We start from the raw sequence: 21,869 nt of genomic DNA, 5'->3' as shown, positions 1-21,869 counted from the left end.
AATTTGTGAAAAACATTAAAATTGAAACGACACTGGAAGTATATGATTCTGTTTCAGAACTTCCAGTAGCAATTCAAAAAGTAATCAATAAGGCGCATGAAGCTCGTAAAAAAGCGTATGCGCCTTATTCGCATTTTAATGTGGGTGCAGCTATTTTGTTGGACAACGGTGAAATTATTGAAGGAAATAATCAAGAAAATGCTGCATTTCCATCGGGACTTTGCGCCGAGCGCGTGGCGGCATTTTATGCAGGGTCAAAGTTTCCAAAAATGGCTTTTAAAGCATTAGCCATTACGGCGGGTTCTATAAAAAATGTAAACGAAACTCCCATCCCTCCTTGCGGAGCTTGTAGGCAATCTTTAGCCGAATACGAAGTGAATCAGAAAACACCTATTGAAGTTTATTTTATGGGGGAGAAGGGAAAAGTGGTAAAAGCAACTTCTGTTAAATCGTTATTACCTTTAATTTTTGATAGTTCGTACCTATAATTTTTCAGAAAAAAGTCATCCGATAACGATTTCGTTTCTTTTTTATAAAATTCAGGTTTTATAGAAGTTTCAAATAATGTATTTTTGTTTTAGACTATTTGTTATTCAGAAGTATTAGCAATTCAATTCAATGAAAAAAATTACCAAACAAACCTACCTTAAGTGGTACGAGGATATGCTGTTTTGGCGCAAGTTTGAAGATAAACTCGCACAGGTATATATCAATCAAAAAGTTAGAGGATTCCTTCATTTGTATAATGGACAAGAGGCTGTGTTAGCAGGTTCTTTGCACGCAATGGATCTTACTAAAGATAAAATGATTACCGCCTATCGTAATCACCCACAACCTATTGGAATGGGTGTTGACCCTAAAAGAGTGATGGCAGAATTGTACGGAAAAGGGACTGGAACTTCGCAAGGGTTAGGTGGCTCTATGCATATTTTCTCTAAAGAACATCGGTTTTATGGTGGTCACGGGATTGTAGGAGGACAAATTCCTTTAGGAGCTGGATTGGCATTTGCAGATAAATACAAAGGAAACGATGCCGTAACCTTAACCTTTATGGGAGATGGAGCAACGCGTCAAGGTTCTTTACATGAAACGTTTAACTTAGCCATGCTTTGGAAACTTCCTGTGGTGTTTTGTGTTGAAAATAACGGTTATGCTATGGGTACTTCGGTAGCTCGTACGGCAAACCATACCGAAATTTGGAAGTTAGGATTAGGCTATGAAATGCCTTGTCGCCCTGTCGACGGAATGAAGCCTGAAGTAGTTGCCAAAGAAATGGACGAAGCCATTACTAGAGCGCGAAAAGGAGAAGGACCCACCTTTTTAGAAATTAGAACCTATCGTTATCGAGGGCACTCTATGAGTGATGCACAACATTATCGTACAAAAGAAGAAGTGGCTAAAATGCAAGAACAGGATCCCATTTCATATGTGTTACACAATATCTATGAAAACAAATGGGCTACTGAAAAAGAGATTGAAGCTATTGATAATAAAGTAAAAGAAATGGTTTCCGAATGTGAAAAATTTGCTGAAGACTCTCCTTATCCAGAAAAGAATGTGATGTATGATACCGTTTACGAACAAGAAGATTACCCATTTTTACCTCATAAATTATAAACTATGGCAGAAGTAATTACCATGCCCCGTTTGAGTGATACCATGGAAGAAGGTACCGTGGCCAATTGGCTCAAAAAAGTGGGTGATAAGGTGAAAGAAGGAGATATTTTAGCCGAAATCGAAACCGATAAGGCAACTATGGAATTCGAGTCCTTTTACGAAGGAACCTTGTTGCATATTGGAATAAACGAAGGTGAAACTGCCAAAGTAGATGCCCTTTTAGCCATTATAGGACAGGAAGGGGAAGATATTTCAGGATTACTTAATGGAAAAACTTCTGAAGCTTCAGATAAAAAAGAAGAAAAAGAGGCTCCTAAAAGTGAAACAGTTTCTCAAGAAGAAACAAATGACAAAGTTCCTGAAGGCGTTGAAATTATAACTATGCCTCGACTAAGTGATACTATGGAAGAAGGTACTGTAGCAACTTGGTTAAAAAAAGAAGGCGATAAAGTAGAAGAAGGCGATATTCTTGCCGAAATTGAGACCGATAAAGCCACTATGGAGTTTGAATCTTTTTATAGCGGTACACTCCTTAAAATAGGAATTAAAGAGGGTGAATCTGCCAAAGTAGATGCGCTGTTAGCGATTATTGGACCCAAAGGCACCGATGTTTCAGGAATTTCCTTATCTGCGGCTCCTTCTCCAAAAAAGGAAGCGATATCAAAACCTGTTGAAACACCAAAGGAAACGAAAACAGAATCAATACCTGTTCCTTCAGAAAAGTCGCAACCTACTTCGACCAATGCACCAGGAGGAAGAATATTTGTGTCACCATTGGCTAAGAAATTAGCCGAAGAGAAAGGAATCCAACTTTCACATGTAAAAGGATCTGGGGAAAATGGAAGAATTGTAAAACGCGATATTGAAAATTATCAACCTTCTGCTGGTGGTGCTCAGGCATATATTCCTGTAGGGACCGAAAGTTTTGAGGAAGTTACTAATTCTCAAATGCGTAAAACCATTGCAAAACGTTTGGGAGAATCCAAATTCACTGCTCCGCATTATTACTTGACCGTTGAGCTTGATATGGATAATGCCATTGCATCTAGAACTGCTATTAATAGCGATCCTGAGGTAAAAATATCGTTTAACGATATGATTGTAAAAGCCTGTGCTATGGCATTACGCAAACACCCAAGAGTGAACAGTCAATGGGCAGGAGACGTAACTAAAATTGCAAAACACATTCATGTAGGAGTAGCCGTTGCGGTAGATGAAGGATTGGTGGTGCCTGTACTTAAATTTACTGACCAAATGACATTTTCTCAAATAGGCGCAGCTGTAAAAGAATTGGCAGGGAAAGCGCGAAATAAAAAGCTCACACCAGACGAAATGCAGGGAAGTACCTTTACAGTTTCCAACTTAGGCATGTTTGGTATTAAAGAGTTTACCTCTATTATCAATCAGCCTAATTCTGCAATACTTTCTGTGGGTGCTATTGTTCAAAAACCTGTGGTTAAAAATGGGGCAATAGCGATTGGAAATACCATGACGGTCACATTAGCCTGTGACCATAGAACCGTAGACGGTGCCACAGGAGCGCAGTTCCTACAAACTTTACGAAATTATATTGAGAATCCTGTTACCATGTTTGTATAATAGTGTTCTAATTTATAAATAGAATCCCGTTATTCTCAATTCTGAAAATAACGGGATTTGTGTATATTTAAGCTATGATTAAAAATATCGTTATTACTGGAACAAGCCGTGGTATAGGCTATGAATTAGTAGCCCTTTTCACCAATGTTGGTCATAATGTTTTGGCGCTTTCGAGAAACGAGGTACCCATTTCGGGATTGAACATTTCCAATTGTCAATGTATGCCTTGTGATATTACCAATGATGACGACCTTAAAAAAGTTTCAGATTTTCTGAAAAATGATTGGAAACGTGTGGATGTGCTTATTAATAATTCGGGGTATTTAGTAAATAAACCTTTTGAAAAATTGAAACGAGAAGATTTTCAGGAAGCCTATGATGTTAATGTGTTTGGGGCAGCTGCTATGACTCAAACCGTACTTCCATTTATGAAAAAAGACGGACATGTAGTCAATATTAGTAGTATGGGAGGTGTGCAAGGAAGTGCGAAATTTCCAGGTTTGGCTGCTTATAGTAGTAGTAAAGGGGCCTTAATTACCTTAACCGAAGTCCTTGCCGAAGAATACAAAGAAACAGGTCCAGCTTTTAATGTACTAGCATTAGGTGCCGTGCAGACCGAAATGCTTGAAGAAGCGTTTCCGGGTTATAAAGCACCGCTTACCGCTAAAGAAATGGGAAAATATATTATGGATTTTGCCTTAAAAGGTAATCAATTTTACAACGGAAAGGTATTGCAAGTTTCCAATTCAACACCATAATATGAATGAATCACCTAAAGACTTTTCTTTAAAATCACTCCGTAGTTTTATAGGAGCAAAAGAGTATAACATAGCTAAAGAATTCTATTCAGAATTGGGATTCGAAATCATTGAAATTGATTCGAAAATGTGTCTGGTGAAGGCTAATGACACCTTGTGTTTTTATCTTCAAAAGTATTATGTAAAGAATTGGATTAATAATTCTATGTTGTTTTTGGAGGTTGAAGAGTTGGATGCGTTTTATTCTTGGGTAATTCAAAAACAGCTTCCTACAAAATTTAAGAATGTTCGTTTTACCGAAATTAGAAATGAAAGTTGGGGGAGAGAGTTTTTTATGCACGATCCTTCAGGAGTATTGTGGCATTTCGGGAATTTCAATTCACAATAAAAGATAGCTAGTGCAAGAAACACTTTCAAAATATATTCCTGAAGCAGCAATCCCCTCAGTTTTTGAAATGATAAAAGCGCATGGAGTGCATTTAAAAATTGTAAATGAACGCGCTACAAGACATGGAGATTATCGGAAAATGCCAGACGGTACCCATCAAATTACGGTAAATGCCAATCTAAACAAGTACAAGTTTTTAATTACCCTAGTTCATGAAATTGCCCATCTTGCGGCTTTTACAAAATTTGGTAGGTTTATTAAGCCTCATGGAAAGGAGTGGAAACTTACCTTTCAGCAATTGATGCTACCTTTTATTCATCCCGAAATTTTCCCCAATACCTTATTGCCATTAATTGCGCTTCATTTTAAAAATCCGAAGGCCAGCAGTGATACCGATGCTAAATTAGCTTTGGCTTTAAAGCAGTATGACCCTGACAACGATAAAAACTATATCTTTGAAATACCCTACGGCGGGACTTTTAGGTTATATAATGGGAAAATTTTCAAACGAGGGAATAAAAGAGTGAAACGATATGAATGTCTCGAAGTTGCAACAGGAAGATTATATCTTTTTAACCCTAATGCCGAAGTAGAATATTTAATATAAATGAAGAACAATTATTACGCAGTAATTATGGCAGGGGGTATAGGCTCCCGTTTTTGGCCTGTGAGTACAACTCAATTCCCTAAGCAATTTCACGATATGCTCGGGACAGGGCAAAGTTTGCTTCAAAAAACGTTTAGTAGATTGCAAAAAATAGTTCCTTCAGAAAATATTCAGGTTTTAACAAATGAACGGTATTTGGACCTATGTTTGGAACAGTTGCCACAAATTACAAAAGAGCAAGTGGTATTAGAACCCGCTATGCGTAACACAGCTCCTTGTATTTTACTTTCAGCTTTAAAAATTTATAAAGAAAACCCTGAAGCACTCATGCTGGTGGCACCAAGTGACCACTGGATTGAAGATGAAGGGGCTTTTAAAAATGATGTGGAATTGTGCTTTAAGGCCTGTGCAGAAAAAGACTTATTGATGACATTGGGAATTCAACCAACATTTCCAAACACAGGATATGGTTATATTGAAAGCGATAAAGAAACAAAGGAGGTAATAAAACCTGTGAAACAATTCCGTGAAAAACCAGATTATGAAACTGCTAGGCATTTTATTGCTGAAGGAAATTTTCTTTGGAATGCAGGTATTTTTTTATGGAGTGTAAAGAGTATAGTAAAGGCATTTCAGGAACATATGCCAACAATGTATTCACTTTTTGCCGATGGGATGGAGACGTTGAATACTTCTTCAGAAAAGGGCTTTATAAATACACAATATGCCAACGCCGAAAATATTTCCATCGATTACGGAATCATGGAAAAAGCAAATAACGTATTTGTGAAAAAAGCTAGTTTTGATTGGAATGATTTAGGCACCTGGGGAGCTTTACATGATAAATTGGATAAGGATTCAAAGAATAATGCTACGGTTCGTGCCGTAACACATCTAAAAAATGCGGGTGAGAATATGATATTTACAACTTCAGAGAAATTGGTAGTCATTGAAGGATTGTCAGATTTTATAGTAGTTGATAAAGAAAATGTATTGCTTATTTATCCTAAAGGAAAAGAGCAAAATATTAAGAATTTATTAATGGAAATATCTCATACATTTGGAGAAAAATTTACCTAGATGGAAAATACACAAAACAGCGAACAGAAGACTGAAGACAATAGGAGAGCTTTGCAGCAGGACGCCAAAGGGCTATTGAGTCGTTTAAAAATATTTTTACTCGATTTGCTTGATTTCCGAGGGGATACGGATAGAGAAAATACTATTGAAGCTATTATAAAAGATATTCCTTTTAAAGGAGCTACTGCTTGGATTCTTATCTGTTCAATCTTTGTTGCCTCGGTTGGATTAAATGCTAACTCTACGGCAGTTGTAATTGGAGCGATGCTTATTTCTCCTCTAATGGGGCCAATTTTAGGTATTGGTCTTTCAATTGCAATAAACGATATAGATACCCTTAAAAAATCGCTTATCAACTTTGGGGTTATGATTGTACTGAGTGTTTTTACAGCGTTTCTGTTTTTTTGGACATTTCCACTTCGTGAAGAATCTTCAGAATTATTAGCGCGTACCCAGCCAGATATACGTGATGTGCTTATTGCTTTTTTTGGTGGTTTAGCATTGATTATCGCTAGAACTAAAAAAGGGACAATTGCAAGCGTAATCTTTGGAGTTGCGATAGCAACAGCACTTATGCCACCTTTATGTACTGTTGGGTACGGTTTGGCAGAAGCTGCTATAGGAAATTCTAGAGGTTTAGGATTTGCTGGAGGTGCCTTTTATTTATTTATTATCAATACTATATTTATAGCGTTGGCGACTTTTATTACCTTGAAGGTATTGAGATTCCCAATGCTAAAGTATGCCAACTCGATGAGAAGAAAGCGTATTGCTCGATTTGCCTCGGTAGTTGCATTAATTGTAATGATTTTTCCAGCATGGACATTTTATCAGGTTCTAAAAGAAACTAGTTTTAAAAATGATGCAAGTAAATTTATTGAAAATGAATTAAGCGCGCTACCAAATGCTTCCTACATAAAAAAGTACGCAACGTATCATTATAACCCAGATGATAAATCTACTATAGAAATTACCTCCTTTGGGAATCAACAGATAGAGTCCACTACCATGGATGTATTACGAAGTAGAATGAAAGATTATTCGGCTTTAAGCAATACAGATTTGCTGCTCAATCAAGATGCGGGAGAAAACGATCTTGAAAATGAAATGCGTTATTTAGCCGAACTTCGCTCGCGCGACTCCATAGATATTACTTCAAAAGCACAAAAGATAGAGTTTTTAGAGAAGGAAGTCGCAAAATTGAGCAAACTAGAAAAAGAGCAAATACCCTTTAAAACCATTTGTGACGAGGCAAAGATTAATTATGATAATTTGAAAGCTTTAAGCTATTCTTCAACTTTGTATTCAAATTTTGAAAAGATAGATACGCTAAGAACTTTTCAAGCCGAATGGAAGGAATCTGCCAATAGAACAACTATTGAAAGTGAAAAAAAGAAACTGAATAATTGGTTAAAATACAAACTTAACTTAGATACTTTGGTAGTAAAATAACCTAGTCTTCTAAATTCTGGATATCTCTTATTTTTTTGAATAAGTCAGAAGAGTACACAAAATCGGTAACATCTTTGTTATCGGTTTTAAATATTTGAGAGTTATCTCCTTGCCATGCCAGTGTTCCTTTTTGAAGGAAAATAATTTTTTCTCCTATCTCCATCACACTATTCATATCATGGGTGTTAACTACCGTGGTAATATCATATTCTCTTGTAATTTCCTGAATTAAATTATCAATTAGAATTGCTGTTTTTGGATCCAATCCAGAATTGGGCTCATCGCAAAATAGAAATCTAGGATAGTTTACTATAGCACGTGCAATAGCAACTCTTTTTTGCATTCCTCCAGAAATTTCTGAAGGATATTTTTTATTAGCATTTACCAAGTTCACTCTATCTAGAACCTCATTTACCCGATGTAGCATTTCATCCTTTTTCTTTTTTGTAAACATACGCAGCGGAAACATGACATTTTCTTCCACAGTCATGGAATCAAACAGAGCGCCTCCCTGAAAAACCATTCCCATATGTTCTCTCAATTCCTTTTTTTCATCGTCATCCATATCATTTATGGCCTTTTCGCCATAATAAATTTCTCCTTTTTCAGCATCAAAAAGCCCCAAAAGGCATTTTAAAAAGACCGTTTTACCACTTCCGCTTTGACCAATAATTAAATTGGTTTTCCCTTTTTCAAAAGTGGTGGTAATTCCTTTTAAAATTTCTTCATCTCCAAAACTTTTATGTAAATTTTCTACTCGAATCATTAGCTTAGAAGTAAAGAAGTGATTATATAATTGGTTAGGATAATAAGGACGCTTGTCCACACAAACGAATTAGTACTGGCCTTTCCTACTTCAAGGGCGCCACCTTTCATGAAAAATCCCTGCCATGAAGGCACTGTAGCTAAAATAAATGCAAAAGCAAAAGTTTTTATAAATGCATAGACAATGTGAAAGGAGATAAAATCTTCCTGTAATCCACGTATAAATGCATCAGAGGTGCTAAAACCCCCATAGACACCTGCAACCCAACCTCCTAGAATTCCTAAAAACATAGAAATGGCGATGACGAATGGATATAATAATAAGGCAATAATTTTTGGAAAAACTAAATAGTTCAATGGATTTATTCCCATTACTTCTAGCGCATCAATTTGCTCTGTCACGCGCATAGATCCTATACTAGAAGTTATAAAAGACCCCATTTTTCCTGCCATAATTATAGACATAAATGTTGGCGCAAATTCTAAAATAATGGACTGTCTAGTGGCAAATCCAACCAAGTAATCAGGAATAAGCGGGTTGCTAATATTTAATGCCGTTTGTATGGCAACAACCCCTCCCACAAAGAAAGAGATAAAAATAACGATGCCTAAAGAGTCAATAACCAACTCGTCTATTTCTTTTAAAATAAGCTCTCTAAGAACAGAACCCTTGGTAGGGCGGCTAAATACCTGCTTTAGCATTATAAAATAAGAACCAATATCAGCAAGGTATTTCATGTAATTTACTTGTTTGTTTTTAAGCTGAACAATGAATAGCTAAAGTAAAAAAATTAGAGCAGTGTTTCCATAGAACACCACCTTATTCTGAAAGTAACGCCATTATTTTATGAAAAATCTCGGTATTTTCATAAATACCACCAAAATTTTCGGCACCTGGACCAAAAGCAAAAACCGGAACCATTGTAGCAGAATGATTTTTGGTGGAAAAAGTAGGCACAATGGTATTGTAGTCCCCATCTTTCGCCGCGAGTGTAAATCCTCCCGTTTCGTGATCCCCAGTAACAACAACCAAGGTTTCGCCATCAGCCTCAGCAAAATCCAATATGTCTCCTAAGGTATTATCTAAATCAATCAACTCGGCTATTAAATAGTCTGCATCATTATCATGGCCTCCCCAATCTACTTGAGAGCCTTCAACCATTAAGAAAAAACCATTGGTATTGGTTAATCTTTTTAGTGCCAATTTTGACGCTTCTTGTAGAAAATTTCCACGCCCTTCCAACATGGTTGGCATGCTTGTTGGAGCAAGTAAAAACCCAAGTTTTTCTGCACTTTCAAAATCCCTTAATGACTCTGTTTCGATGATGAATCCATTTTCTTCAAATGTTTTAAGTAGATTTTTTCCGTCTTTTCTCTTATTAAAATATTTGAGCCCAGCTCCCGCAAAAAAGTCTACATCAGAAACAGGTAAAAAACTGGCAATTTCTTCGTGTTTATTTCTATCATCCACATGGGCATAAAAACAAGCAGGAGTGGCGTGTGTAATGGTTGAGGTTACCACAATTCCCGTTTGCCATCCTTTTTTTGAAACAATTTCTATAAGGGTGGGAATAGGAATAGAATCTGGTGTAACACCAATAGCGCCATTATACGTTTTCTTACCTGAAGCAAAAGCAGTGGCAGATGCAGCGGAGTCGGTTACTAAATCACTAGAAGCAGATGTTTTAATAAGTCCAATGACGGGAAATCGATCATAATTGGAGGGACCATCTTTAAAATATTGAGCTGCCGAAACTTGACTTAAACCCGTCCCATCTCCTTCAACAAAAATGATGTTTTTCACTTTTTTGGGCTGACTGGACGTTTGAGCAATTAAATCAATAGAAATGGAGGAAAATACCAAGCAAAGAATAACTAAATAGTGGGGTTTCATTTTCATAAATAGGTTTGAAATGCAAAAATAAGCATTCACAATTTTTAAAAAGAAAGAAGTTATTAAAATAACTTTTTCTTAATATTTCTCCATCGTAACTTTCTAATGAATTTTCCTTCTTTTTTCGTAACAATGAATTCATTTTTTGCTTTTAAAAAGCCTGTTATAGTATAAAAATAGAAAGTTAAACTTCGTTTTTTAAAAGCCAGTTTTGTAGTTGCGATTAGAGTAAGAAGGAAGCCATATCGCATTTTTTTAAAAGCCTCTCCTTGTTTGTATTTTGAAGTTTTTGAGTAGGTGGCACCAGTTGGTTTTAAATGCTTTACGTGTAGGGATTCATCCGTTTTAATTTCCCAACCTTGATATTGGGCTAAAAGTTCATCCACAGTATCCCAGCCCATTGATTCTTTAAGACCGCCAATGTCTTGGAAGCATTGCTTTCTATAGGCTTTTAATGCTCCACGGATATGGTCTTTATTTGTTAAATTTTCTAAAACCCATTCTCCATCTTTTTCGATGTAACAAAATCCACCAGCCAAGCCACATGTAGAATTGTTTTGAAAAATTTCAGAAATTCTTTCGAGGTAGGTATTTGGAAAAATAAGGTCTGCATCAAACTTACAGAGAATATCATAGCTTTCATCAATCAATTCAAGTCCTTTGTAAAAGGCTTTAATGACTTTTGAACCTGGTTGATGTTTTTCTTCGGAAGTATTTGTAATTGAAGTAATGAAAGGAAATTTTTCAGAAAACCTGTCAATTATAAGTTGTGTTCCATCGGTGGAATGGTCATTAATAACAACAATTTTTTTTGGCAATAGTGTTTGAGTAGTAAGAGATTGAAGAGTTTGGGCCAAAAAGGCCTCCTCATTATGTGCGGGTATAATAATGTAAAAATTCATTATTTTCTCTCTGCATATACTAAATAATAGCGTGGGGTAAACCTTCTTAAAATGGGACGAATGCCCACTTTTTTCACTGGATTGGTAAACTTTTCACGTTTTTTAATTTTCCAACCCGCTTTTTCAAGTAACCAATCAAATTGCCAATCTTCAAACTCGTGGTAGTGTCTGTCTCGCTCGTCGGTTTTGCTTCGATAGGCAGAAGCAAACCAAAGCTTTAGCGGTACAGAAGCTACTAGCTTTTTTGCTTTTATATCCTGAATTACATTAAAGGGAGAAACCAGATGTTCAAAAATTTCAAAAGCTGTTACTACATCATATTCTGTTGTTTTTACAGCTTCGGTTTGTATGTCTAAATCTTCACCTTTGGTATTGGTAACTTGAAATCCTTCTGTTTTTAAAATTTCAGAAAAAGGATTCTCTACACCTAAATCCAAAATTTTATCCTCGGTTGAGATGCAGTTTTTTAAAAATTTTAAGGTGTGTTTGTAACGCTTCTTTGGGTACTTTCCTTCGTACATATTTATTGCCCCGCTTAAGGTGAGGTAACTTTTTACTTAAACCAAGTTAAACTCGATACACAATAGCATTAATGTTCATTCCTGCGCCAACACTTGCAAATAGAACAATATCTCCTTGGCTAACATGATGTCCTTCTAGCTGCCCATTAAGCACCAAATCATACACGGTGGGAACAGTAGCTACACTAGAATTTCCCAATTTATCAATAGTCATAGGCATAACATCGTGAGGGGCTTCTTTACCATAAAGTTTGTACAAGCGTTTTATAATGGCTTCATCCATTTTTTCGTTGGCTTGATGGATGAATATTTTCTTTACTTCTTCTATTGGGATATTAGCTTTATCAAGACATTCTTTCATAGCATTTGGAACATGAGTAATAGCAAACTCGTATATTTTTCTGCCATACATTTTAATGTACTTACGAGCATCACTAAGCTCTTGATTATAAGACTCTCCAAAATAAATAAAATGTGCTTCATCATAAGCAAAAGTGGCAGATTGATGCGCAATAATCCCACTGTTTGAATCATTTGAAGCCTCTAGAACGACTGCGCCAGCACCATCACTATAAATCATAGAGTCTCTGTCGTGTTGATCCACTACTCTAGAAAGTGCCTCGGCTCCAATAATAAGGCATTTTTTTGCCATTCCTGCATTCATAAAAGCATAGGCTTGGATAACGCCTTCTACCCAGCCAGGACATCCAAAAAGGACATCGTAAGCAACACAATTTGGGTTTTTAATTTTAAGCAAATGTTTCACTCGAGAGCCCAAACTAGGAACCGTATCACTTTGATGGGTTCCATGCTTCACATCGCCGTAATTATGCGCTACTATAATGTAATCCAGCGTTTCTCGATCAAGATTTGCATCCTTAATTGCTTTTTCTGAAGCGAAGGCTGCAATTTCTGAGGTCACTAATTTATTGTCAATATATCGTCTTTCTGAAATGCCAGTTATGGCTTTAAATTTTTCAATAATGACGGTATTTTCGTGAGATAAAGGAGAACCGTCTTCATTATAAAAACTATGTTGTTCAAATCCTTCATTGGTTGCTACTTTGCTGGGGATGTAGCTTCCTGTTCCTGTTATAACACACTTCATATGACATTAATATTTTAAATAAAGGTAGGTAAAACGAATATACTTACCGAAGTTTTTAAATTGAAACCTAATTCTTTTGCAGGATTCATAAAATAATGATTCAAAATTGAAAAATTCACATTTATAAGGCCTCTTAATTAATAAAACAGCAATGTTTTTCAAAAAAAGTAGCTTACGCCTCCATAAACTCCTCAATGGGAGTACATGTACAAATAAGGTTTCGATCTCCATAGGCATCATCTACTCTACGTACAGATGGCCAAAATTTATTTTCTGAAACATACTCCAACGGGAAAGCAGCTTGCTGTCTCGAATAAGGAAAATCCCAGTCGTCGGCAGTTAGCATCGCTTGCGTATGTGGAGCATTTTTCAAAGGGTTATTTGGATTGTCTTTATCTGCCAAATCTATTTCTTTACGAATTGATATCATAGCATCACAAAAGCGATCTAACTCTTCTTTACTTTCGCTTTCGGTTGGCTCCACCATAATGGTTCCTGCAACAGGAAAGGACACTGTTGGTGCATGAAAACCATAGTCCATTAAGCGTTTTGCTATATCGGTTACCTCGATGCCGTGTTCTTTAAACGGACGACAGTCCAAAATCATTTCGTGGGCGGCACGACCTTTTTCACCGGTGTAAAGGGTTTCGTAATATCCGTGAAGTCTTTCTTTTATATAATTTGCATTTAAAATGGCGTATTGTGTTGATTTTTTCAATCCATTTTCTCCAAGCATACAAATGTATCCGTACGAAATAAGACAAGCCAATGCACTTCCCCATGGGGCGGCCGATATGGCCGTAATGGCTTTGTCTCCTCCTGTTTTGATGATTGGATTGGTTGGCAAGAAAGGAACCAATTGCTTCGCAACACAAATAGGCCCCACGCCTGGGCCTCCTCCTCCATGTGGGATGGCAAAGGTCTTATGTAGGTTTAAGTGACAAACATCGGCTCCAATAGCGCCAGGATTTGTTAAAGCGACTTGGGCGTTCATATTGGCTCCGTCCATATACACTTGCCCACCATTTTCGTGTATGATACTGGTTATTTCTTTAATCGCACTTTCATAAACCCCGTGAGTAGATGGATACGTTACCATTAAACAAGAAAGGTTTTCTTTGTGTTCTTCTGCTTTTTGGCGAAGATCGTCCACATCAATATTACCGTCTTCGGTAGCTTTTGTCACAACCACCTGCATGCCCGCCATAACGGCACTTGCTGGGTTGGTTCCATGTGCTGAAGAAGGAATTAAACAAATAGTACGATTGTGGTCCCCACGCGATTCGTGATATGCCCTAATTACCATGAGACCTGCATACTCTCCTTGTGCACCAGAATTGGGTTGTAAGGAAGTGCCTGCAAATCCTGTAATTTCAGTAAGCTGATTTTCAAGATTTCGAAGCATGATTTGGTATCCTTCGGCTTGATACAATGGTGCAAAAGGATGTATATTTCCCCAATTAGGATCGCTTAACGGAAGCATTTCTGCAGCAGCGTTAAGCTTCATAGTACAAGAACCTAATGAGATCATGGAATGGTTCAATGCCAGATCCTTACGTTCCAACTTTTTTATGTAGCGCATTAATTCGGTTTCACTATGATAGCGATTAAATACTTCTTGCTGAAGAAATTCGGTTTTACGAGCAACATCTTTTGGTATTGCATTGCCTTCTTTGATTTCGGAAAGTACAATGGGGTCTAAGCCTTTTAACTCACTAAATACCGAAAGTATATTATTTAAGTCTTTTACATTAATGGTTTCATTTAAAGAAATCGACACCAATTTCTCTTCAGGATAATAGAAGTTGATATTTTTTTGTTCTGAAATAGCCTTCACCTTCGTCATATCAGCCTTTACAGCAACAGTGTCAAAAAACATATCGTTAGTGAGTTCATAACCAAGAGCTTTTAAACCTTCAGAAAGTGCCACAGCTGCATGATGTACTTTTTTGGCTATATGCTTTAGCCCTTCAGGGCCATGATAAACTGCATACATCCCTGCCATTACAGCCAGTAAAACTTGGGCTGTACAAATATTGGAGGTGGCTTTATCACGCTTAATGTGTTGTTCTCGAGTTTGTAATGCCATGCGTAAAGCACGGTTACCATTGGTGTCTTTGGTAACTCCAATAATTCGTCCAGGAATAAATCTTTTGTACTCTTCTTTGGTGGCAAAAAAGGCCGCGTGAGGGCCTCCATAACCCAAAGGAATACCAAAACGTTGGGTTGTTCCCACAACGACATCGGCTCCAAAATTCCCAGGCGATTCTAACATGACCAAGCTTAAAATATCGGCTGCAAATGCTACTTTTATGTTTGACTCTTTCGCTTGGTTAACAAAAGCTTTAAAGTTGTAAACGGTTCCGCTTTTTCCCGGATATTGAAGTAATACACCAAAAAAGTCTGAAGAAAAATCAAAAGCTTCATGGTTCCCAACCACAATTTCTATTCCAAGTGGGTTTGATCTGGTTTGTAAAAGTGATAAGTTTTGAGGAAGTATTTCTTCAGAAACAAAAAACTTTACCACTTCATTTTTCTTTTGATCTCTATCTCGTGTGGCAAATAAAAGTGCCATCGCCTCGGCCGCAGCGGTTGCTTCATCAAGTAAGGAAGCATTTGCTAATTCCATACCCGTAAGGTCGGTGACCATTGTTTGATAATTAAGCAAAGCTTCGAGTCTACCTTGTGCAATTTCCGCTTGATAAGGAGTATATGCCGTATACCAACCTGGATTTTCTAAAATATTTCTTTGAATTACCGCTGGAATATTGGCTTGGTGATATCCTAGGCCAATGTATGTTTTAAAAACCAAATTCTTTGCTGCTAAATCATTGATGTGTTCTAGAAATTCTTGTTCGCTCAGGGCAGGAGCTAATGACAAGTCTTCCTTTAAACGAATATCGCTTGGAATAGTTTCATTAACAAGTTGTTCCATACTGGAAGCTCCAATAGTTTTGAGCATTTCTGGAAGGTCATTTCTTCTAGGTCCAATGTGTCTTAATGCAAAAGAATCGGTGTTCATTTAATGTGAATTAAAATTTTGTCAAAATTACGATTTTAAACTATTTTAAATAGCTTTTAACTTTTTGAAAACACATTATTTTTCAACCAAAATGGAGACTTACTAACACTTTGGCTATTTTTGTTTTATGAAGCCTGTAAAAAGCATTTTTAATTTTTATTTGGATAGTAGTATTCATGTTTCATTGGCAGTTTTAGCATTTACTTTAGCCACTTTGTATGAATTTAATTTTGCTCTTGAAAAATCACTTTTAGGCTTTATTTTTTTTGCTACAATTACGGGTTATAATTTTGTTAAATATGCGGGAATTGCAGGCTTGCACCACAGAAGCTTAGCAAAAAATTTAAAACTCATTCAATTATTTTCCTTATTGAGTTTTGGTTTTTTTCTTTTTTACCTTTTTCAAGTATCAAAACCTGTGATTGTTACAAGTACCATTCTGGGAGTTCTAACACTCTTGTATGTGGTTCCTTTTTATAATCAAAAGAATTTACGAAACTTGTATGGACTTAAAGTATTTATTGTAGCGCTTGTTTGGGCGGGTGTAACTGTTTTACTGCCTTGGGTACATTTTGAGCCTACCTTTAGTGCAGATATTTGGATTTCCTTTTTACAACGGTTTTTATGGGTCTTGGTGCTCATTATCCCATTTGAAATACGCGATTTGCAATATGATAGTGTTTCCTTAGGCACTTTGCCCCAAAAGTTCGGGATTCAAAAATCAAAAAAATTAGGATATTTTTTACTTGCCCTTATATTACTACTAGAAGGATTTAAAGACGATATTAGTAGCGAATTCTTATTTAGTTTAACTGTGATGTTAATGATAACTGGAATTTTTGTGAAGTTATCTAGAAAAAATCAACCTGCTATATATACTTCATTTTGGGTGGAGGGAATTCCTATTTATTGGGCTTGTTTTTTGATGATTCTGAAGAATTACTTTTTCATTTCTTGATAGAGTTTCTCTTTAATAGCACCTTTGTCTTCATTGCAAAGTGTTTTTATTTTGGAGTCTTTAATCGATTTTGTAAGTTTCTGGTTATTAGCAGAATATTCTCTACAAAACTTACAATAAATAAGGTGTAAATTCAGCCTTACTTTTTCCCAAAAGGAAGCTTCGTTGTATTGTGATTTATCACAAATATGATTTGCTTTTTCACAAGGGTTTTTAAACTTCATTACTTAAACCAATTAGATTCTAGGCAATCTGCCAATGCTTTTCTTGCACGGTGAATGATAACCCAAAGGTTAGACGGTGTGATATTATATTCATTACAGATGGTTTCCGTATCAACCCCATCTATAGTTTTTAATTTAAAAATCTCAGCTTGCTTTTCGTTGATTGATTCTAGACATCCTAAAATGGCCAACCCTAATTCTTCATTTTCCATCGATTCTTGTGCATTCATTTCTGAAAAATCCTCCACTTGTTCTTCAAGCCAATCACCCTCGTTATCAGTGTCGTTGTAGTTTATACGAACCTCGGCTTTTCCTTTATTGCTATTAATTTTTCGGTAATGATCTATAATTTTCCTTTTAAGAATAGAGATTAACCAGGTTCTTTCGGTGGCCTCTCCTTTAAAATTATCTTTCGACTTTAATCCAGCCAAAAAAGTGTCTGAAATAATATCCTGAGCCACCTCATGGTCATTCACCCTTACAATAGTGTAATTATAGAGGTAGTCCGAATATCGATCTACCCATGTTTCTGGATGTAACATCACCTTACTCATAGCCATGTAAAAATAGGAAAGTTTGTCATAGTATTTACAAGTCCCTTATTTAATCAACCCCGCTCTTTTTAACAATGCCTCTGGATTGGGTTTTTGTCCACGGAATTTTACGTATAATTCCATAGGGTCTTGTGTCCCGCCTTGTGAAAGCACAAACTCCTTAAACTTGGTAGCCACTTTTTTATTGAAAATTCCTTCTTGCTTGAAATACTCAAATGCATCGGCATCCAATACTTCTGCCCATTTATAACTGTAATATCCTGCCGAATATCCCCCTTGAAAAATATGTGAAAAAGAAGTACTCATACAGGTTTCTGGTGTGTCGGGGTAAAGCTTTGTATTTTCAAAAGCCTTTTCTTCGAATTCTTTTACGGAAGCAATTTTTGAAGGATTTCCACCATGCCATGCCATATCCAGTATTCCAAAACTTATTTGTCTAAGGGTTTGCATACCTTCGTGAAACGTAGCCGATTCTTTAATCTTTTCAACCAACTCCATTGGGATTACCTCATGGGTTTCAAAATGCATGGCAAAAAGCTCCAATGTTTCCTTTTCGTAGCACCAATTTTCCAACACCTGGCTGGGCAATTCTACAAAATCCCAATACACATTGGTTCCCGAAAGGCCTGCATAGGTTGTATTGGCTAGCATTCCGTGAAGCGCATGACCAAATTCGTGAAATAGCGTAGTCACTTCATTAAATGTAAGTAAAGAGGGTTTTTTTGAAGTAGGTTTGGTAAAATTACATACAATGGAAACATGAGGGCGGTCGTTTTTACCATCCTTAATTTGTTGCGGTTTAAAACTTGTCATCCAAGCCCCATCACGCTTTCCTGGACGTGGGTGGAAATCGGCATAAAAAATAGAAACCAATTCGCCTTCTGCGTCCAACACTTCGTAAGTTTTTACATCCTGATGGTATTTGTCAATGGTTTCAACTTCTTTAAATTGAAGTCCAAATAATCTTGTAGCAACCCTAAAAACCCCATCAATCACTTGTTGTAATGGGAAATAGGGTTTTAGTTTTTCGTCATCGAGATTAAATCGTTCTTGCTTTAATTTTTCGGCGTAATAGGCACTATCCCATTTTTCCAGACGGTCAATACCGTCCAATTGCTTTGCATAGGCATCCAATTCGTCAAATTCCTTTTGAGCAGCTGGTTTTGCTTTTTCAAGTAATTCGTTTAGAAATGAAATTACTTTTTGTGGTGTTTCTGCCATACGCTCTTCAAGCACAAAATGTGCGTGGGAATCATACCCCAATAACTGCGCTCTTTGATAACGAAGATTAACAATTTCGAGCACGTTTAATTCGTTATTGAATTTATTTTTCTGAAAGGCTCTTGCGCCAAATGCCAAAGATAATTTTTTACGAAGCTCCCTGTTTTCGGCATATTTCATAAATGGAATATAACTAGGATAGTCAAGGGTTATTACCCAGCCGTCTTTTCCTTTTTCTGAAGCCGTTTGCGCAGCTGCTTCAATGGCACCTTCTGGTAATCCTGCAAGATCTTCTTCCTTGGTGAGGTGCATTTCGAAAGCATTTGTTTCGGCCAATACATTTTCGCCAAATGTGAGCGAGAGCTTTGATAATTCGGTGTCAATTTTTCGAAGGGTTGCTTTTTTTTCTTCGGAAAGATTGGCACCATTTCTGGCGAAACCTTTGTATTGCTTTTCCAAGAGCATGTGCTGTTCAGGATTCAACGCAAGACTCTCTTTTGTGTCGAATACTGCTTTTACTCTTTTAAAAAGGGCTTCGTTCAGTAATAAATCATTTTTAAATTCTGAAAGTAAAGGAGAAACCTCTTGTGCTATTTTCTGAATTTCATCATCCGTTTCGGCGCTATTCAAATTGAAAAAAATACTGGTCACTCGGTCCAGTTGTACGCCTGTTCTTTCTAATGCCACTACTGTATTTTGAAATGTAGGTTTTTCGGCATTGGAAGTTATTCTATTAATTTCCTCTTTAGTTTTCGTAATTAAGTCAGTAATTGCGGGGAGGAAATGTTCATTTTTTATTTTTGAAAAGGGGGCTGTATCAAAAGGTACTAATAAGGGGTTGTTCATTATTTTTTTAAATTTTTTGCGCCTTCTTCTACTTTTAATTTTAAGCCCTCTTTATAGGCTACAATTTTGTCGAGAACGCACTTGTCATTAGAGCCAATAATTTGAGCAGCAAGAATGCCCGCGTTTTTAGCGCCATTAAGTGCTACGGTGGCAACAGGGACGCCACCAGGCATCTGTAAGATGCTTAAAACGCTATCCCACCCATCTATAGAATTGCTTGATTTTACAGGTACGCCAATCACAGGTAATGGAGAAAGAGAAGCCACCATGCCAGGAAGATGGGCGGCACCGCCAGCCCCAGCGATGATCACAGATATACCTCGCGTGTGAGCATTCTTTCCGTAGTCAAAAAGCTTATCAGGAGTGCGATGAGCCGAAACAATATCCACTTCCACTTCAATATCAAATCCTTTTAAAATATCGATAGCTTCCTGCATAACGGGCAGGTCGCTTGTGCTTCCCATAATGATTCCTACTTTACTCATAATTATTTACTTATTACTTGAATTGTATTTTTTACTTCTTCGGCTATTTTTCTAGCTTCCGAAATGTCTTTATTAACAATGGTCACATGCCCCATTTTTCGGAAGGGTCGTGTTTCTTTCTTTCCGTAAATATGAGGGGTGACACCTTCCATCGCCAATATTTTTTCAATATTTTCATACACCACTTCACCGTTGTGTCCTTCGGCGCCTACCAAATTTACCATAATTCCGCCAACCTTACTATTGGTATTCCCTAAAGGTAAATCCAAAATAGCTCGTACATGTTGTTCAAATTGGTTGGTAAAACTTGCCTCAATGCTATAATGACCACTATTGTGAGGCCTTGGAGCTACTTCATTTACGAGAATTTCATCATCTTCTGTCTGAAACATTTCCACAGCCAATAACCCCACATGTTCAAAAGCTTTGGAAACTTTTTCGGCCACGGCACGTGCTTTTTCGGCCACACTATCATTAATTCTGGCTGGGCAAATCACATATTCTACTTGATTGGCTTCAGGATGGAATTCCATTTCCACCACAGGATAGGTGGTAACGTTACCAGATGGAGTTCTCGCTACAATAACCGCTAATTCATTTTTAAAAGGGATCAATTTTTCAGCAATGCAAGCACCTTCAGACAGTGGAATGACGTCTTCAGCTGTTCTAACAATGGAAACACCTTTTCCGTCGTAACCACCCGTACAGCTTTTCCAAACAAAGGGGAAATGCAATTCTTTACGAACGATGGCTTCGTTAAGCTTGTCTTTACTTTCAAATATTTTGAAAGGGGAGGTTGGAATTCGATGGTTTTTGTAAAACTGCTTCTGTACCCCCTTGTCTTGAATATTCCTAAGGGTTTTTGCAGAAGGATATACTTTTTTCCCTTCAGCTTCTAACTTTTCTAGTGCATCCACATTCACGCCTTCAATTTCAAACGTGATCACATCTACTTTTTTTCCGAATTTGTACACGGTGTCAAAATCCATTAAATTACCTTGCTGAAAGACATCGCAAGCGATACGGCATGGCGCTTCGGCACTGGGGTCAAGAACATGAGTTTTAATATCGAATTTACGGGTTTCGTAGAGCAGCATTTTTCCTAATTGGCCGCCGCCTAAAATTCCGAGGGTGAAATCAGAAGAAAAATAATTTACCATGCCACAAAGGTACAATCTTCTTTGAATTGGGTATCTTTGCACCCGCAATATGTGGAAATTTTTTAAAATATTATTTAGTAAGAATCTCAAACAGATGAAAAACATCGTTTTATTTGGCCCTCCAGGGGCAGGAAAAGGTACCCAAGCCGAGTTTTTAAAGGAAAAATACCAATTAGTTCACATTTCTACAGGGGATGTGTTTCGATATAACATTAAAAACAATACCGACTTAGGGACCTTGGCAAAATCGTATATGGACAAAGGACATTTGGTGCCTGATGAAGTAACCATTAATATGCTAAAAGCCGAAGTGGAAAAAAATGCAAAAGCCAACGGATTTATTTTTGATGGCTTTCCGAGGACTGAAGCTCAGGCCGAAGCATTGTCAAATTTAATGGAAGAAAAAGACAGCCAGATAAATGCGATGGTGGCATTGGAAGTAGATGATGAAGTTTTGGTGGGGCGTCTTTTGGAACGCGGAAAAGTAAGCGGTCGTGCCGATGATGCCAACGAGGAAGTAATAAGAGAGCGTATTGCGGAGTACTACCGAAAAACAGATATTTTGAAGGGCTATTACCAAAAACAAAATAAGTATTTTGGGGTAGATGGTGTGGGAAGTATTGAAGAAATTACAGAGCGTTTAAGTAAGGTAATAGATAAATTATAAACAGTATAATTCCCCCTTTCAAGGGGGATAAAGGGGGATGT

At 37.0% G+C, this 21,869-nt stretch carries 21 protein-coding genes and 1 pseudogene; 10 read left to right on the top strand and 12 right to left on the bottom strand.

Annotated elements, in window-relative coordinates; translation table 11 throughout:
- Positions 1-5: 5 nt before the first annotated feature.
- From cdd to KXJ69_RS11720, 8 genes are all read left to right on the top strand, one after another.
- Positions 6-488 (top strand): cytidine deaminase, encoded by a 483-nt coding sequence (gene cdd, locus KXJ69_RS11755; RefSeq protein ID WP_219053313.1) that lies wholly within the window; start codon positions 6-8, stop codon positions 486-488.
- Between the two features lie 130 nt (positions 489-618).
- Positions 619-1,617, top strand: coding sequence for a pyruvate dehydrogenase (acetyl-transferring) E1 component subunit alpha (gene pdhA / locus KXJ69_RS11750; protein WP_219053312.1), 999 nt, complete (start codon positions 619-621; stop codon positions 1,615-1,617).
- A gap of 3 nt (positions 1,618-1,620) precedes the next feature.
- Positions 1,621-3,216 carry a pyruvate dehydrogenase complex dihydrolipoamide acetyltransferase gene (locus KXJ69_RS11745; RefSeq protein WP_219053311.1) on the top strand — a complete coding sequence of 532 codons (1,596 nt, stop codon included), beginning with the start codon at positions 1,621-1,623 and terminating at the stop codon, positions 3,214-3,216.
- A gap of 74 nt (positions 3,217-3,290) precedes the next feature.
- Positions 3,291-3,974 (top strand): SDR family NAD(P)-dependent oxidoreductase, encoded by a 684-nt coding sequence (locus tag KXJ69_RS11740; RefSeq protein WP_219053310.1) that lies wholly within the window; start codon positions 3,291-3,293, stop codon positions 3,972-3,974.
- Position 3,975: 1 nt separating this feature from the next.
- Positions 3,976-4,362 (top strand): VOC family protein, encoded by a 387-nt coding sequence (locus KXJ69_RS11735; protein WP_219053309.1) that lies wholly within the window; start codon positions 3,976-3,978, stop codon positions 4,360-4,362.
- A gap of 10 nt (positions 4,363-4,372) precedes the next feature.
- Positions 4,373-4,969: a SprT-like domain-containing protein gene (locus KXJ69_RS11730; protein WP_219053308.1), complete on the top strand. Its 597-nt coding sequence runs from the start codon at positions 4,373-4,375 to the stop codon at positions 4,967-4,969.
- Complete coding sequence (locus KXJ69_RS11725) at positions 4,970-6,049, top strand: mannose-1-phosphate guanylyltransferase (protein WP_219053307.1); 1,080 nt, start codon at positions 4,970-4,972, stop codon at positions 6,047-6,049. It begins immediately after the preceding gene.
- A complete protein-coding gene (locus KXJ69_RS11720) occupies positions 6,050-7,501 on the top strand; it encodes a DUF389 domain-containing protein (protein WP_219053306.1) in 1,452 nt (483 codons plus the stop codon).
- A gap of 1 nt (position 7,502) precedes the next feature.
- On the opposite strand, the gene KXJ69_RS11715 is transcribed toward KXJ69_RS11720, so the two are convergent.
- The 7 genes from KXJ69_RS11715 to gcvP all read right to left on the bottom strand — a co-directional run bounded on the left by KXJ69_RS11715 (position 7,503) and on the right by gcvP (position 15,713).
- Positions 7,503-8,267 carry an ABC transporter ATP-binding protein gene (locus KXJ69_RS11715; protein ID WP_219053305.1) on the bottom strand — a complete coding sequence of 255 codons (765 nt, stop codon included), beginning with the start codon at positions 8,265-8,267 and terminating at the stop codon, positions 7,503-7,505.
- Positions 8,267-9,004: an MlaE family ABC transporter permease gene (locus tag KXJ69_RS11710; RefSeq protein WP_219053304.1), complete on the bottom strand. Its 738-nt coding sequence runs from the start codon at positions 9,002-9,004 to the stop codon at positions 8,267-8,269. The genes KXJ69_RS11715 and KXJ69_RS11710 overlap by 1 nt, the downstream gene beginning before the upstream one ends.
- Positions 9,005-9,086: 82 nt before the next feature.
- Positions 9,087-10,160 (bottom strand): alkaline phosphatase, encoded by a 1,074-nt coding sequence (locus KXJ69_RS11705; RefSeq protein ID WP_219053303.1) that lies wholly within the window; start codon positions 10,158-10,160, stop codon positions 9,087-9,089.
- Positions 10,161-10,222: 62 nt separating this feature from the next.
- Positions 10,223-11,062, bottom strand: coding sequence for a glycosyltransferase family 2 protein (locus KXJ69_RS11700; RefSeq protein WP_219053302.1), 840 nt, complete (start codon positions 11,060-11,062; stop codon positions 10,223-10,225).
- Positions 11,062-11,583, bottom strand: coding sequence for a methyltransferase domain-containing protein (locus tag KXJ69_RS11695; protein WP_219053301.1), 522 nt, complete (start codon positions 11,581-11,583; stop codon positions 11,062-11,064). The genes KXJ69_RS11700 and KXJ69_RS11695 overlap by 1 nt, the downstream gene beginning before the upstream one ends.
- Before the next feature lie 46 nt (positions 11,584-11,629).
- Positions 11,630-12,691 carry a 3-oxoacyl-ACP synthase III family protein gene (locus KXJ69_RS11690; protein ID WP_219053300.1) on the bottom strand — a complete coding sequence of 354 codons (1,062 nt, stop codon included), beginning with the start codon at positions 12,689-12,691 and terminating at the stop codon, positions 11,630-11,632.
- A 172-nt stretch (positions 12,692-12,863) separates the two neighbouring features.
- Complete coding sequence (gene gcvP, locus KXJ69_RS11685) at positions 12,864-15,713, bottom strand: aminomethyl-transferring glycine dehydrogenase (RefSeq protein ID WP_219053299.1); 2,850 nt, start codon at positions 15,711-15,713, stop codon at positions 12,864-12,866.
- A gap of 127 nt (positions 15,714-15,840) precedes the next feature.
- Between gcvP and KXJ69_RS11680 the strand changes: the two genes are divergently transcribed.
- Positions 15,841-16,671 carry a UbiA prenyltransferase family protein gene (locus tag KXJ69_RS11680; protein ID WP_255571331.1) on the top strand — a complete coding sequence of 277 codons (831 nt, stop codon included), beginning with the start codon at positions 15,841-15,843 and terminating at the stop codon, positions 16,669-16,671.
- Here KXJ69_RS11680 and KXJ69_RS11675 read toward each other — a convergent pair.
- Genes KXJ69_RS11675 through purK form a run of 5 tightly spaced genes read right to left on the bottom strand, consistent with a single transcriptional unit; the run spans position 16,653 to position 21,161 of the window.
- The gene (locus tag KXJ69_RS11675; RefSeq protein ID WP_219053298.1) at positions 16,653-16,895 is read right to left on the bottom strand and encodes a hypothetical protein; all 243 of its coding nucleotides are present in this window, start codon (positions 16,893-16,895) and stop codon (positions 16,653-16,655) included. The genes KXJ69_RS11680 and KXJ69_RS11675 overlap by 19 nt on opposite strands.
- Positions 16,895-17,449, bottom strand: a complete 555-nt coding sequence (locus KXJ69_RS11670; RefSeq protein WP_219053386.1) for a sigma-70 family RNA polymerase sigma factor — start codon at positions 17,447-17,449, stop codon at positions 16,895-16,897. The genes KXJ69_RS11675 and KXJ69_RS11670 overlap by 1 nt, the downstream gene beginning before the upstream one ends.
- A gap of 45 nt (positions 17,450-17,494) precedes the next feature.
- Positions 17,495-19,516, bottom strand: coding sequence for a M3 family metallopeptidase (locus KXJ69_RS11665; RefSeq protein WP_219053297.1), 2,022 nt, complete (start codon positions 19,514-19,516; stop codon positions 17,495-17,497).
- Positions 19,516-20,001, bottom strand: coding sequence for a 5-(carboxyamino)imidazole ribonucleotide mutase (purE, locus tag KXJ69_RS11660; RefSeq protein ID WP_219053296.1), 486 nt, complete (start codon positions 19,999-20,001; stop codon positions 19,516-19,518). The genes KXJ69_RS11665 and purE overlap by 1 nt, the downstream gene beginning before the upstream one ends.
- Before the next feature lie 2 nt (positions 20,002-20,003).
- The gene (purK, locus tag KXJ69_RS11655; RefSeq protein WP_219053295.1) at positions 20,004-21,161 is read right to left on the bottom strand and encodes a 5-(carboxyamino)imidazole ribonucleotide synthase; all 1,158 of its coding nucleotides are present in this window, start codon (positions 21,159-21,161) and stop codon (positions 20,004-20,006) included.
- Positions 21,162-21,255: 94 nt separating this feature from the next.
- Between purK and KXJ69_RS11650 the strand changes: the two are divergent.
- Positions 21,256-21,828 (top strand): annotated as a pseudogene (locus KXJ69_RS11650) (adenylate kinase); the annotation flags it as partial.
- Positions 21,829-21,869 lie beyond the last annotated feature (41 nt).

The organism is Halomarinibacterium sedimenti, assembly GCF_019312585.1.
GTDB classification, from domain to species: domain Bacteria; phylum Bacteroidota; class Bacteroidia; order Flavobacteriales; family Flavobacteriaceae; genus Halomarinibacterium; species Halomarinibacterium sedimenti.
The sequence above is the reverse complement of the archived record's forward strand: the minus strand, read 5'-3'. Positions and strand labels throughout refer to the sequence as shown.

Excerpts from the sequence above, each read along its gene's own strand:
- gcvP (WP_219053299.1), bottom strand. The coding sequence starts at position 15,713 with ATGAACACCGATTCTTTTGCATTAAGACACATTGGACCTAGAAGAAAT.
- KXJ69_RS11690 (WP_219053300.1), bottom strand. The coding sequence starts at position 12,691 with ATGAAGTGTGTTATAACAGGAACAGGAAGCTACATCCCCAGCAAAGTA.
- KXJ69_RS11720 (WP_219053306.1), top strand. The coding sequence starts at position 6,050 with ATGGAAAATACACAAAACAGCGAACAGAAGACTGAAGACAATAGGAGA.
- KXJ69_RS11735 (WP_219053309.1), top strand. The coding sequence starts at position 3,976 with ATGAATGAATCACCTAAAGACTTTTCTTTAAAATCACTCCGTAGTTTT.
- KXJ69_RS11680 (WP_255571331.1), top strand. The coding sequence starts at position 15,841 with ATGAAGCCTGTAAAAAGCATTTTTAATTTTTATTTGGATAGTAGTATT.
- KXJ69_RS11710 (WP_219053304.1), bottom strand. The coding sequence starts at position 9,004 with ATGAAATACCTTGCTGATATTGGTTCTTATTTTATAATGCTAAAGCAG.
- purE (WP_219053296.1), bottom strand. The coding sequence starts at position 20,001 with ATGAGTAAAGTAGGAATCATTATGGGAAGCACAAGCGACCTGCCCGTT.
- KXJ69_RS11705 (WP_219053303.1), bottom strand. The coding sequence starts at position 10,160 with ATGAAACCCCACTATTTAGTTATTCTTTGCTTGGTATTTTCCTCCATT.
- KXJ69_RS11745 (WP_219053311.1), top strand. The coding sequence starts at position 1,621 with ATGGCAGAAGTAATTACCATGCCCCGTTTGAGTGATACCATGGAAGAA.
- KXJ69_RS11715 (WP_219053305.1), bottom strand. The coding sequence starts at position 8,267 with ATGATTCGAGTAGAAAATTTACATAAAAGTTTTGGAGATGAAGAAATT.
- KXJ69_RS11675 (WP_219053298.1), bottom strand. The coding sequence starts at position 16,895 with ATGAAGTTTAAAAACCCTTGTGAAAAAGCAAATCATATTTGTGATAAA.
- KXJ69_RS11700 (WP_219053302.1), bottom strand. The coding sequence starts at position 11,062 with ATGAATTTTTACATTATTATACCCGCACATAATGAGGAGGCCTTTTTG.
- KXJ69_RS11670 (WP_219053386.1), bottom strand. The coding sequence starts at position 17,449 with ATGAGTAAGGTGATGTTACATCCAGAAACATGGGTAGATCGATATTCG.
- pdhA (WP_219053312.1), top strand. The coding sequence starts at position 619 with ATGAAAAAAATTACCAAACAAACCTACCTTAAGTGGTACGAGGATATG.
- purK (WP_219053295.1), bottom strand. The coding sequence starts at position 21,161 with ATGGTAAATTATTTTTCTTCTGATTTCACCCTCGGAATTTTAGGCGGC.
- KXJ69_RS11725 (WP_219053307.1), top strand. The coding sequence starts at position 4,970 with ATGAAGAACAATTATTACGCAGTAATTATGGCAGGGGGTATAGGCTCC.
- KXJ69_RS11695 (WP_219053301.1), bottom strand. The coding sequence starts at position 11,583 with ATGTACGAAGGAAAGTACCCAAAGAAGCGTTACAAACACACCTTAAAA.
- KXJ69_RS11665 (WP_219053297.1), bottom strand. The coding sequence starts at position 19,516 with ATGAACAACCCCTTATTAGTACCTTTTGATACAGCCCCCTTTTCAAAA.
- KXJ69_RS11740 (WP_219053310.1), top strand. The coding sequence starts at position 3,291 with ATGATTAAAAATATCGTTATTACTGGAACAAGCCGTGGTATAGGCTAT.